This window comes from Chitinophaga oryziterrae, from assembly GCF_009758125.1.
In the GTDB taxonomy this organism is placed as follows: domain Bacteria; phylum Bacteroidota; class Bacteroidia; order Chitinophagales; family Chitinophagaceae; genus Chitinophaga; species Chitinophaga oryziterrae.
In genome coordinates this window covers 1,643,595-1,656,959 of record NZ_WRXO01000001.1, presented here as the reverse complement: position 1 = coordinate 1,656,959, position 13,365 = coordinate 1,643,595, and the positions used below count along the sequence as shown (strand labels likewise).

Sequence of the window (13,365 nt, the reverse complement as noted above, 5' to 3'; positions counted from 1 at the left end):
TCATTTTGTAGGAACCAATAAAGACCTGTTCAATACCGGATCAAAACCCGTCATTTTCCTAAAAGAATAATGCGCATTCCAGAATACCTTCAACGCCTCTATATAGCCCTTCCTAGCATTATCCTTCTGCATCTGCGCCGTAATCAATTCCGTAACCGTATACTTGCCCATCCTATATAACCCCTGCGCCAGATCATAACGCTTACCCGCCAACGCCTGCACCTTCTCCGCATCCCTCACATTATTTTGCAATAAAACCAAATTCTCCACCAAGGTGGTCACCTCTTGTACAATCGTCGCTTCATCCAAACTGTTTTGATACAACTGAAGTTTCAACGAAGCCTTCGCCATATGGATACGCGCATTCCTACGCCCCCAGTCCAGCAAAGGCACATCAAACACTAAGCCCAGTGTTTGTTGCGTTTTAAGCTCCCCATAAGCCCCCTTCAACCGTACATCACTATTGTTCAATCCATACGTCGCCGAAAGATTAACCGCATACTTCTCCGCCTTCGCCTTCGCCAGTTCAGCCTTCGCCTCTAACAACCTACGTTCAAAAGCCACATACTCCGGCCTGTTCCTTTTCGCAAAAGCAATAGCCTCACTCACATCAGGATAATACACCCTAGACAAGACCGGCAGTTCCAGCGTAAAATCCTCAGCATCCAACAAACCGACAAACACCCTCAAATTCAACTTCGCCACCCTTAACCGGTACTCCGAACGCCGCAACCCACTTTCCGCATCCAAAATTTGCAACTCCAACTGCGTGAGCTTATCTTCCGTAGTCGTACCCAAATTCACCCGGCCCTTTTCCACCTCATAATTCCCCCTATAATCCGCAAGGTTCTGTACACCTACCTGCACCTCATTCTGCGCCTCAACAACCCCGAAATACAAATCACTAACCTGAACATTCATATTCTCCAGCTCCAAAAAGTACGACCGCCGCGCTTCCGTAAAACGCAACGGCTCTATCTTAGAAGCCCATTTAAAGGCATTATACCCCATAAAAGGCTGAGACAAAGCCATGAATACCGGCGTAGCATTATATTGCCTGTAATCCCCCTTAAAATCATCAAACCGGTTTAAACCCGTATTCAAAGAAACCCGGCCACCCGTTTGCGGGATCACCTGGCTCAAACTAAAACCAGCAGAACTATAATTTTGCTCCACTGCGATAAATTGGACCGAACCATCCGGCTGGGTAACCGGTGTAAAAGCCTTGCTATACATCGGCAAATTGCCCGAAAAACTCACCTGTGGCCTCAAATCACTCCGGTAAGACTGGAACACATAACGCGCCAGCTCTTGTTGAGATTCAATCAACCTAGCATGGATAGACGAAGCAGCAGTAAGCCCCAAAACATCCGGTAACGACAACCTTTTCTGCCCCAATAAAACACCAGGCACCAAGCCCAAAAACAACAACCTAAAAACAAACCTCATAACCCGAACCATTTTTGAGAATACCAATACGCTAAAGGCACAAACCAGGTCGTAAAAAAAGTACCAATGCTCAAACCCCCGATCATCACAACCGCCATAGGAGCCTGCAAATCATTCCCGATCCCACTAAAAAACAACACCGGCAACACCGCAATACTCGTTGTCAAAGACACCAACAGCAAAGGTTTCAAACATTCATCCCCCGCCTCGTGGATCATCCTGTACAGCAAATCCTCATTCCATGTCTCCCCCTTACTTAAATACCCCTTCTTCAACCGGTTCAAGGTCTCTATTTTGAGCAGCGGATCATCCACCACCAAACCCAAAACCACCACAAAACCAATAGCCGCCATCACATTCAGCGAACCACCAGACACGCACAACAAAAACATCGCCCCCGTAACCCCTATCGGAATCGTCAACATCACAATCACCGGCTGCAAAAAACTTTCAAACTGAATGGCCAATACCGTATACAACAAAGCAACCACCAACAAAAAGATCCAGACCATTTGCATCATCAAAACCTCATTCTCAAAATAACGACCAGAAAAACTAACCGCATAGCCCCTCAGAGCAGCAACCTTCCTAACCCCCGCCATCAAATCCTTAAGCCCCTTTTGCTCCCTAAAAACAATAGACTGATACGGCCCATCCCGATCTGCACACACATGGCTAAACTGATGCGAAGCCTCAAACCGAATAAAACTATTCAAAGGATACTCCACACCCGCCACATTACGGACAGGCATATTTAACTTATCCTGCAAGTCCAGATCCCCAGCCTCCATCACAATCGGCTTAAGCCCATCCATAGTAGCCATATCCGCCAAAGGCAAACGGCCAAACAACACCTGTAATTGCTGGTCAATATCCTGCCTGCGCACACTATACAAATTCATCCTATCCACATCCAACACCCCCGTCATTGCAGGCTCCCGGACCAAGGAGGGACCATCAGAAAAAACATACCGTCCCCTCAAAGCAGCCAGTAAACCCTCAAAATCACCACCCGCACCCAAAGGCGTAAACTTCGCCTCTAAAAAAGGCGTATGGTTCACGAAAAGTTGCGTAAAGGCATTCGGCGCATCCACAATACTCAAACTAGCCCTAGGGTACGCCCTCAACAACACCGCTAAACGCGCATCCGTCAGCAACTTATCCCGCTCAGACCTACACGAAAAATAAAGCTGGGAACCATACAGATTATTGTTCTCCTGCTGAAAAAGAAATTGCGTAGCCCCTATATCCGTTTCCGTAGTCAATACCGAACTGCCCAAACCATCCAACAACAAAGATGTACGCCTCAAATTCTCCTCAGCAGAAACCGGCTCATTCCAATCAATTTGCGCCAAGCTCTCCCTCTTTTCAATATAAGGCAAGCTCTCAAAGCGCGTAAAATAAGCCAGAATAAAACCAAGAGGCATTAAGCAAAGCGTAAACACAAAAAACACCCTACGGTGCAATAAAATAAAAGAAATCATCCTGTGATAACCCCGCTGCACCCAGGTATAAAAAACTGTATCTTCCTTTAAACTTTCCGGCGGAGCCTTCAGCAACAAAGCATACAAAGTAGGCGTTAACACAAAAGCCACCAACAAAGAAACACCGAGCGAAATGGTCAGCGCGATACACTGGTCCTTAATCAAAGCCCCTGCAAGGCCACTCAACAAGACCAATGGCTCATATACCACAACAGTAGTAATCACACTCCCCAATACCGGGGCCGTCATTTCATTAGTACCCTGCACACAACTGTCCAACATAGACAAACCAGCAATCCGTTTTCTGGTGATATGCCCCACAATCACAATAGAATTATCAATCAACATCCCAACCCCCAAAGCAAGACCAGAAAGAGAAATGATATTGAACGACAAGCCAAAAACATAAAAGAAAATAAAAGTGATCACCAGCGAAACCGGGATACTGATACTCATGAGCAAAGCCGCCGCATAATTGCCCAAAAACAAAAACAACAATACAATCGTTAACAAACCACCAACCACGATATCCTGTTCCAAATTAGAAATCCCAGCATCTAACAAAAAACTCTGGTCCTGTGAAAGCTCAAAACCCACAGAAGGATACTCCTTGCGGAAATCAGCCACCGCCCCCTTAATCAAAGGCACCAGGTCATTCATCCTACTTTGCGCCTGCGCCTGTACCGTCACCACCAGCCCAGGCTTACCATTAAACAAATGGAAACCCTCTGCCTGTTCAGGAGCAGACCTCAAAACCGCCACCTGGTCCAAAGCAACCAGATCACCAGACAAAGTTTTAACCGCCACCTTAGCCAAATCCTCAATCCCTTTAATCCGGTTCTGCAAACGCACAAAAAACTGATATTGCCCCCGCTTTAAATTCAGCCCCCCTAAATCCTGGTTCGCCAGCTCCACCGCCTCAACAATCGCATCAGGATGCACCTTAAAAGCAGACATACGCGCCACATCAGGCGTTAAACTGATCATAGAACTTTGCTGCCCACTCACATCTACCACAGACACCCCCGGTAATTGCTCCAAACGCCGTTTTAGAATCCGTTCCGTCAACTCAGAAACCCGCTCAAAATCAGCAGCAGCAGGCAAGACCTGCACCCTAAGCACCGGAATATCCGTTGTATTTAAGCGGATCACCTGCGGACGCTCCATACCCGGCGGAAAAAAACCAGACAGCAGATCAATCTTCTCATTCACCTCTATATACGCCAGCGCCATATCCGCCCTATAATCAAAACCCAGCCGTATTAGCCCCGCATGGTTCGAAGCCTGAGTTTCCATAGACACCAAACTACCCATCACCCCTAAACGCTCCCGAATAGGCTTTAAAACCCTATTTTCAATCTCCTGAGCAGAAGCATTCGGATCATTGACCCGCACCACCATAAACGGCACATCAATATTGGGCAATAAGGACACCGGCACCTTAAACACCAAGAAAACACCCACAAGAATTAAAGTAAAAAAGATGGACAGAATAGCCACCGGACGAGTAACAAAATACCTGATCATAAAATGAAAAGCATTTTTACTGAGTAACCTCAGTAACAGGCGAGCCATGAGTAAGCTGCGCATTATTAGAAACGATCACCCGGTCACCCGCCTTCAAACCATTTAGGATTTCCAATTCCCGGCCATTATCACGGCCCAGCACCACATCATGCCAAAACGCTTTACCATCCACCACCGTAAAAACCACATTCTTACCATTCCTCAGCACCAAAGCCGCACTAGGCACCACCAGACCATTGCCCGTACCCGTGTCAATCTCCGCAACACCATGCATGCCCGGAAAAAGAGGCACCTTAGATGCCCCGCCCACAATACGCAACATCAACCGCACCATACCCTTATCGCTTACATAAGGATTGATATTATCTACCACCGCATTAAAAGTAGAAGCCGGATAAGAAAGCGCAGAAACCCTAGCCTTTAAACCCTTAGCCATAGAAATCATAGACGTTTCCAACACCTCAGTTTCCAGGTACAAATCCCGGTCAGCATACAACCTGAACAACACATCCCCCGCATTAAAATGCATCCCCGGTTTAATCCGCACATCCGCAATAACACCATCAAAACCCGCCTTTAACCCCGTCCTGTCCAGCAACTCATCCGTTTCCTTAATATCCTGTTCAGCCAAAGCCAGACCACTGGCAATAGACAACTTCTTTTTTATCGAATCCACCAGCCCCGCAGATTTCCCCTTTAGCAAATCACCATAAGCCAACAACTGACTTTTATACTCCTGATCTGCATTATACCTCATCAAAACCGCACGTTCCAACTTTAAAGCCAGCAAAGAACCATCCAACACCGCCACCGTTTCCCCCCGCCTATACCTACGCCCATTAACCCCGTCAAAAGACTGCACCACACCCGCCGCCTCAGCCACAAACACCTGTTCCTGAAACGCTTTGACCAAACCCTCACACTTCACCACAGAACGAAAAGGCTGCACCTTGCAAACCAAAGTCTGCACAGCAGTTACCCCAATCTCCGTAACCGAAGAATCCGCAGTTCCAACAAGGCCAGAACCACCCACACCAGCAGATCCCGAAGAACAAGACCATAGCCAAAAACAGCCCATCACCACTATACCCAGCCTCACCGTAACCTATTTTCTAACCAAGCCAAATTCTCCGCAATATCATCATACATCAAAGAGGTCATACTCACCAAATGCCCACCGTCTACCGTCATTAAACACATTAAACCACTGCAAAACTTCTTCCTGATAAAAGCAGATTCCCCATCCAGCACCAAATTATTAGCCTTAAGCTGATCATCTGAATACTTATCCTTAAACACCTTTATTCCCCCCATCTCACTGGTCAGGATAAACGTAATTTTATCACTGTTCAGATGATGCAAAGAAAACGCCACCGTCGTATCCACACAATGACTACAACCATCCACCTGAATGATGAGATAATAGCCATCCTTTACCCGCTTCCCCTTATTTCCCATCAACGTATCAAACTCCAAGGCCAAAGAACTGTCCCCAACCAATTTTAATTGCACCGGTTTAACCTGCTTCACATCAACAAGCCCCTGTTTAACCACACTGCGTTGCCTGCAAGACAGCCCAACAACAGCAATTAAAAACAAGAAGATATACTTAAACATGCTACTTAGAAATTTTAAAATGCGTGTAAGAAATAAAATCCTCGTTCCTGTCCTTTCTGGCCGGATGATTATTAGAAATGTACAGACCATCATCCCCAACAAAAGTATCTTGGAAATAAAACTGTTTCGATTTCAACCTCGTTTCCCCCTTCACAGAAAAATCCTTCGCATCAATAATCTGCACCACCACCGGCTTATCCGCCATTGCCCTATAAAAATCCGTATAGTTCAAATCTTCCTCTAAAGGCAGGAAAACAAAACGATAAAAAACATCCTGGTAAGGATCATATCTCAGTAAATAATTCAAATAAGCAGACTTCGCCAATTTCACCGTCATACCATCATGCCATTCCGCCGTAGAAGCCTCTACCGGAACAAAACCCTCAACAGAAGGCACCCCATGCGCCACCACCTTTTGCGTATTCAAGTCGTACACATAAATCGAATCCAAAGCCGGAAAACCATAAGCAATTTTCCCCTTAAAATCACAAAAAGTAGGCTCCCAAGAAATACAAGCCCATCTTGTCCCATCCTGCCTAAAAAATTTCGGAAACTGGACAGCCCTAACCAATTTACGGCCAGCATTGCCCAACAAATCATAGGTATAAAAAGGTAAATCCGTTAACCTGTGCCTGTTCTCATCCACACTAACACTAGGCAACAACACCCCAAACAACCGGCTGCCCATCAGCAAAGGCTTACCATTAGGTGTAAAATACAACTCCCTGATCCGGTCCATTCCCTCAAACCTCAAATCCAGCGTCCTCTTCACCAAACCCGCGCTATCCATCAAATACAATTTATGATCATCCTTACCCCTCACCAGAATAGAATCATAATTGATAAAATGAGCAACAAACAAAGACCCGATACCATTAGGCCCATCTTTGCTAAACACAATCCGCTTACTTAACTTTTTAGAAGTCAAGTTATAGATATTCAGCGTGTTCATTTGCTGATGGACCACCGCCAAAAAAGAAGAATCACCCAGCTTAAAAAAATCATTCAACATATACGTTGTACTCCGGGAATGCTGATCAATAGCAATACTCAATGTATCACTGCCAACCAAATGCCAAGTACCAATATGATTTCGTGGTGTAGGAACAACCTTAAACAAAGGATCATGGCAACTGAGGCAAACAACAAGCAAGGCGAGGGCAGCGCGAGCTTTACAACTGCGATAACACATGACAGAAACAAAATTTAATGAGGCAAAAAAGCAGGAGAGAGAAAAAGCAGGCCAGATTGCTCTAGCCTGCCGAAATAGTACGACCAGTACTCGTTTTCTTTTTTTATTTATTTACTTAGAAAGTACATTGACAGCTACTTTCATTTGAATGAAAACAGGAGCCTCCCGGAGGCCATAAACATTTACCATTTCCCATGTCCGGGCCTGTTGCTTTAGCAGAGAAGCTGTACGCTACACCGCTGCAAATTGCGACAACTGCAATTGCAAGGATTAAAAACTTCTTTTTCATTTTTTGGATTTTTATTAGAGTTATACAATGATCCGGTGGCCACCAGGATTTGGCGCAATTTAAAAGAATTTTTAATTACCAGAACGTTAATACGAAGTTAACAAAATGAAAAACAAGCCATTACAACGAAACAAAAGGCCCCAAAAAAAATTCTACTTTAACAAACCTTGCAAGGTTTCTTTCACCTGTGCAGGTCCGGCCATTTCATTCTCAAACACGCTGCCATCGGGCTTGATCAACACATAATGCGGAAAACCATACACCTGATAAGCATCAACGATTTTAGAAGTTTGCTCCGCATTCACAAACCAGTTCAAACCATCCGGTTTTTCTTTTTTCAAAAAAGACAACCAATGATCCTGCTTACTCTGCATACACACATTCAACACCACCAGACCCTTACCCAAACTTTCAAACTCTAAAACCTTCTTTAATTTTAAGCCCTGTAAACAAGGCGTACACCAAGTTGCCCACAAATCCACATACACCCATTTACCTTTTAAATCAGCCGTAGAAACCCGCTTACCGTCCATATCAAAGCCCTCAATAACCGGAGCCACGCTACCCGCCTTAAGCACATGAAGCCCCTGTAATGCATCCGTCTTTTCCCTCAGCAAACGATCTACCAAACGCTCGTTCCACAAGGTCCGAAACCCAGGCCGCAACTCATTCCACAACAATTGATAATCATTTAAAGCCGCAACATTCCCCGTATACGGGATCATAAAAGACAACCAATAGGTATTAAACAATTCCAAAACATCCGGCTCCGCACCATCCAATTTTAATGCCGTCAATACCTTACGATAACGCAAGGTATAAGGCTCCGTATTCACATCAGCCACCTTTTTAAAATAGCCATAGCATAACAAATTATAAAAACCTCTTTCCCTTTTATTCAAAGCACTCCGGGGTTCTAACACCAGCCGCTTTAAAGAAGAATCCGCCGCCACCAACTCCGTATAAGGAATCTGTTTAGCCGAAGCAAACATAAACTTAGCCGTTTGCGCATTCATTAAAATCAATTCCCGTTCTTTCGTTACAAACCAAGCAGGCAACAGCTTTTCCTTAAGCAGCAAAAAAGACATTTCCCGGACATAGTGATGATCAATAGCCGCTAAAGCCTCTTGCAACGTAAACTGAGGATTAAGTCTATAAGTACGTTCAGTTGCAGAATAAAAATATAAAGCCAGCTTCTTTGCCTGATAGTAAGCATTGATTGCTAAAGATGTTCCCTCAAACTCCAAATGATTGCCCATGAAAGCAACCGTTAAAGTATCCTTTGGAGATAAAAAAACCTTATATTCCTTAACACTGTCCACCACCAAGCTAACCAATTGCGGCCTATCAATTGTCAGTACTATAGACGCATCCTTAGCCACGCTAAAAGCCGTATCCACCGTCTGATTAGCAGGTAAAAAAGGATTAAAAGCAACACTCACTTTTAACCCCTTCTGCGTTTCATTTTTAAAATTTAACACAGTACTATCCGCTGGCAAGTGCGAAATTTTTTCAACCGGAGGGGCCACATCCACCTGAGCAAAAACAGAAAAACAAGGAAAAAAAATAAAACACCCTACAGACCTCAAAAAGCAAGGAAAGCGAAAATTAATTTTTGTCATTTTTAAAATTTAGGTTTAATATTATTTTTTTTATCTCACGGAAAAATAAAGAAACCTCAGTATTCAAAAATCAAATCAACAAATAAAAACATATAAACAGGTGTAGCCATTATGACGTTTTTAACACCAGTAAGACTAATCCTCTTGTTCGCGGTGGCCACGTTTCTAGGGATTGTTTTATTACCATTTGTTAAAATCGATTTATTACCAACAAACACATCAAACACCTTATCTGTAAAGTTTCAGACCAACAAAAGTACACCGAAACTTAACGAAGCACAGTATACCTCTGCTTTCGAAAATGTCTTTTCACAACTGGCACAGATCAGGGACATACAATCTACCACAGACCAAAACGGTGGAGAAATCTTAGTACAATTTGACCGCAGTTCCAATTTGGAAAACAAGCGGTTTGAAATTTCTATGCTGGTCCGCAGACTATACCCGCACCTCGCCGCAGGCATACAATACCCCAGCATAGAAACCGCCTCAGCACTCAATAAAAGAGAAGGGCAGGCCATCCGCGTGTACATGCTCAAAGCCCCAAACCAAGGCGCAGACCTCAGCACCATAGCCCAGCAAAAAGTGGTCAAAGAATTTTACAAGCTCACAGACCTCAAAGAAGTAGAACTCAATGGCACAGCATCATTAGAAATTGCGATAGATTACGATGAGCAAAAATGCAAACTCTATCACATCAGCCCCCAAGAACTCAGTAACTCCCTACAAAACACCTTTAAAAACACCTATCCAGGCAGCATAAAATCCCCTAACGGACACCAGCTCTTTATCAAAGTAGGCAGTGAAAACACCAGCATAGCAGAACTGCAAAACCTCATCATCACCAGCCCCCAAAACCCAAACCTACACCTCAAAGACCTGGCAAGCCTACAAATAGCCCCACAAGAAAACACCAGCTACCTACGCATAGACGGACAAAACGGAATTAACGTGAGCCTATACCCCAAAGCAAACATCAACTCCCTACAACTCTCCACACAGCTAGACCAAATGGCCGAAAAGATCAACCAAAAATTACCAGCAGGTTACAGCCTGCAACTCATTTACGATAAAACCGAATACCTACAAAAAGAACTCCATAAAAACTACCAGCGCACCGCGCTATCCATCGGCATATTGCTACTCTTCATCTTAATTGCCTATAGAAGCCTCAGCGCAAGCATCATCCTAACCAGTAGCTTATTCGTTAACCTCAGCCTCACCCTGTTGCTGGTCATCATCTGTAGGGTAAACATCAACCTCTACGCCATCGGCGGGGTAACCATCGCCTTCGGGCTGATGGTAGATAACGCCATCGTCATGTTAGACCATTACCGCAAACGCCGTAATAGGAACATCATACCCGCACTGACCGGAGCCACCCTAAATATTGTCATGGCCCTCTCCCTGGTCTACCTCTTGCCAGCAAGTGAAAAAGCCATTTACCAAGACTTTGCCGCCATCATTATACTCTCCCTACTCAGCTCTATCCTGGTTGCTTTAGGCTTTACACCCGCCATAGCCAGCCTGTTCAAAAGCCCCGGCAACAACAACAGTTTTGAACAAAAGAAAACCCAGTGGCGCAACTATAAACGCTACCTCAACTGTATACAAACCCTAAGCAAATACAAATACCTACTGATCACCTTTTTCATATTACTTTTTGGCGGCGGCTTAAAACTCTTCCTAAAAAACCTCAATGAACATGCAGGCATCCGCAACCCAGGTCAGGTAAAACTATACATCACCTGCAATATGGGCGACGGTCACACCACCGCACAAATGAATGCCCTGTTTATACAAATAGACCAATACCTCAAACAACAAAAAGGCATAGAAAAATTCATCACCTATATAGAGAGCGGAAATTATGGAGGCATAGAAATCTTCTTAAAAAAACAATATAGCCACAACGGCTACCCCAGCCAGCTCAAAGCGCAGCTCATGGAACTTGGCGACAATATGCAAGGCGTAAAATGGTCGGTCTTTGGATTAGGGCCAGATTACAACTCCAACAACACAGAAACCAGGGCCAGTTACAGCATCCTATTAACCGGCTACAACATAGACCAGTTACAAGAACAGGCAACACACCTACAACAAAAATTAGAACAAAACCAACGCGTAAACAACATCAATTTAAACGAACACTACGACTATAGAGACAGAAGCTATACCGTACACACCTATACCCAAAACGCAGAACAACTCCGCAATTGGGGCATAGACCCCAGCAAATTACAATACCTGCTGCACCACCTCAGCGCACAAAGCTACCCCGTAGCACAAAGCACCATAAACGGATATACCTATCCCATTTACATCAGAAACACAGACTGGCAAAACCGCAACGAACAGGATTTTTTACAAGCCGCACAGCAAAGCGATAGCGGCCAACAAATCCAGCTCCGCCAATTCGGCCAGTTAGAAAGCCATACCGGCAGCAATACCCTCTATAAAAAGAACAGGCAATACCTACAAGTTATCAGTTACGATTATTCTGGCGAACCCGAATTTGCCGCTGCACAACAACAAAGCCTCATAGAAGAAATGAACAAAACAATGCCCGTAGGCTATACCGCCAGCAAACACGCCTATAACTTTGACGAACAATCTGAGGAAGGCCACCCGCTGTTACTGCCTCTGCTGCTGTTTATCACCTTCCTGATCGGAAGCATTCTCTTTGAAAACTTAAAGCAACCCTTTCTCATCCTCACCCTGGTCCCCATATCCTTTATCGGTTTATTCTTCACCTTCGGATTAGGCGGCTTTACCATAGACCAAGGCGGCTACGCCTCATTTATGATGCTGGCCGCACTCACCGCCAATGCAAGCATCTTTTTAATTAACGACTACAACCAGATTTTAAAACATAAAAAACAAAGCATCAATGCCAGCCTAGCCAAAGCCTTTTATGCAAGGAGCAGGCCCATAGTCCTCACGGTACTATCTTGCTGTTGCAGTCTATTGCCCTTTCTATTCGAAGGCAAAGACGAAGTATTTTGGTATGCCTTTGCCATAGGTACAATGGGTGGCCTACTGTTCTCCTTTATCTCACTTTTTATCTTTTTACCCAGCATGATGTCAAAAAAAATCATCACCCTCTCTCTGGCCAGTCTGGTGTTCCTGCAAAGCTGCGACCAAGCCAAAAGAGAAGCAGAAAAAAAATATCTAGGCCAAGACAATGCCATCTGGACAGAAAGCCTTTTTTTTAGAGGCCATAACCCCAATACCGGAGATCCACTGACCGATGATTCCATTGTCCACTACGCCAAAATCCTAAAAGAGCAGCACATCAAATACGCCTTTTTCTTTTCTGGCCCTTTCAGTAAAGACGGGCATTTACCCAGTTACGCCTTTTCAGATACCGCGCTCCATAGCGTACAACTCTTTACCAAGTATTACCCTGAGCTGATCATTTTACCCTGGGTTGGCGGCATACAAAACAAAACCGTATTCTTAGCAGACAGTGCATGGGTAAACCATGCCACCAGCGATTGCAAAAAATTAGTCAACTACCTAGGCGTAAAAGGCGTACACATAGACTTTGAACACCTCTTACCACAATACGCCAGTGTAGACACCAGCGTTATACAAAAAGGACCGGAAGAACTGGCCCAATATCCAGGCTATGTGAATGCCTTTCACAAACGCCTAAGAGATAGCCTGCCACACGCCTTTATCAGCGCAGTAGTGACCTCTACACCACCACAAAGCCAACACTGGAAACGCAAAACCAGTGTAGAAGAACTTTGGCCCCTATTGCGAAACATAGACCAACTCGTATTTCTATTTTACGACACCTCTATAAGCGACACCGATACCTTTAGGCTGGCCGCAGAACAACAGATCAAAGACATACAACGCCTTAAAAATAGCTGGAACATCCCGATGTTACTGGCCGTAGGCACCTTTGTCAATCCAGAACCTATACAAGTATTCCGTCACCTCAACGTAGAAAACCTGCCCAACAGCTTAGAAACCATCAAAGCCGCCGCACTAAAAATAAGCCCTGAGCAAAAAATCTTAGACGGCATAGGCATCTATGGCAACTGGACCACCGACAGTACAAAATGGCAATTCATTTCTAAACACTATACAAACCTTTAAAAGATGCGTTTTTTAATTTTCCTAGTTTGCAGCTTTACCCTCACAAGCTGCTGCCATACAAAAAAAGAATCCTTT

The 13,365-nt window shown here is 44.6% G+C and carries 7 protein-coding genes; 1 reads left to right on the top strand and 6 read right to left on the bottom strand.

What is annotated here, in order from left to right; genetic code table 11:
• The 6 genes from GO495_RS06805 to GO495_RS06780 all read right to left on the bottom strand — a co-directional run bounded on the left by GO495_RS06805 (position 1) and on the right by GO495_RS06780 (position 9,180).
• Positions 1 to 1,449 (bottom strand): TolC family protein, encoded by a 1,449-nt coding sequence (locus tag GO495_RS06805; protein ID WP_170302638.1) that lies wholly within the window; start codon positions 1,447 to 1,449, stop codon positions 1 to 3.
• On the bottom strand, positions 1,446 to 4,508 hold the full coding sequence (locus GO495_RS06800; protein WP_170302637.1) for an efflux RND transporter permease subunit: 3,063 nt from the start codon (positions 4,506 to 4,508) through the stop codon (positions 1,446 to 1,448). Before GO495_RS06800 ends, GO495_RS06805 begins: the two co-directional genes overlap by 4 nt.
• Positions 4,477 to 5,559 carry an efflux RND transporter periplasmic adaptor subunit gene (locus GO495_RS06795; RefSeq protein ID WP_157298909.1) on the bottom strand — a complete coding sequence of 361 codons (1,083 nt, stop codon included), beginning with the start codon at positions 5,557 to 5,559 and terminating at the stop codon, positions 4,477 to 4,479. The genes GO495_RS06800 and GO495_RS06795 overlap by 32 nt, the downstream gene beginning before the upstream one ends.
• Entirely contained in the window at positions 5,556 to 6,077 is a 522-nt protein-coding gene (locus tag GO495_RS06790; protein ID WP_157298908.1) for a hypothetical protein, read from the bottom strand. The genes GO495_RS06795 and GO495_RS06790 overlap by 4 nt, the downstream gene beginning before the upstream one ends.
• A gap of 1 nt (position 6,078) precedes the next feature.
• Positions 6,079 to 7,269: a DUF4221 family protein gene (locus tag GO495_RS06785; protein ID WP_157298907.1), complete on the bottom strand. Its 1,191-nt coding sequence runs from the start codon at positions 7,267 to 7,269 to the stop codon at positions 6,079 to 6,081.
• Between the two features lie 441 nt (positions 7,270 to 7,710).
• Entirely contained in the window at positions 7,711 to 9,180 is a 1,470-nt protein-coding gene (locus GO495_RS06780) for a TlpA family protein disulfide reductase (RefSeq protein WP_157298906.1), read from the bottom strand.
• A 111-nt stretch (positions 9,181 to 9,291) separates the two neighbouring features.
• Here GO495_RS06780 and GO495_RS06775 point away from each other — a divergent pair, with 111 nt between their 5' ends.
• Positions 9,292 to 13,290 (top strand): efflux RND transporter permease subunit, encoded by a 3,999-nt coding sequence (locus GO495_RS06775; RefSeq protein ID WP_157298905.1) that lies wholly within the window; start codon positions 9,292 to 9,294, stop codon positions 13,288 to 13,290.
• Positions 13,291 to 13,365 lie beyond the last annotated feature (75 nt).

What these genes read in the sequence shown, in the direction of transcription:
- GO495_RS06805 (WP_170302638.1), bottom strand. Translation starts at nt 1,449, where the DNA reads ATGAGGTTTGTTTTTAGGTTGTTGTTTTTGGGCTTGGTGCCTGGTGTT.
- GO495_RS06800 (WP_170302637.1), bottom strand. Translation starts at nt 4,508, where the DNA reads ATGGCTCGCCTGTTACTGAGGTTACTCAGTAAAAATGCTTTTCATTTT.
- GO495_RS06790 (WP_157298908.1), bottom strand. Translation starts at nt 6,077, where the DNA reads ATGTTTAAGTATATCTTCTTGTTTTTAATTGCTGTTGTTGGGCTGTCT.
- GO495_RS06785 (WP_157298907.1), bottom strand. Translation starts at nt 7,269, where the DNA reads ATGTGTTATCGCAGTTGTAAAGCTCGCGCTGCCCTCGCCTTGCTTGTT.
- GO495_RS06780 (WP_157298906.1), bottom strand. Translation starts at nt 9,180, where the DNA reads ATGACAAAAATTAATTTTCGCTTTCCTTGCTTTTTGAGGTCTGTAGGG.
- GO495_RS06775 (WP_157298905.1), top strand. Translation starts at nt 9,292, where the DNA reads ATGACGTTTTTAACACCAGTAAGACTAATCCTCTTGTTCGCGGTGGCC.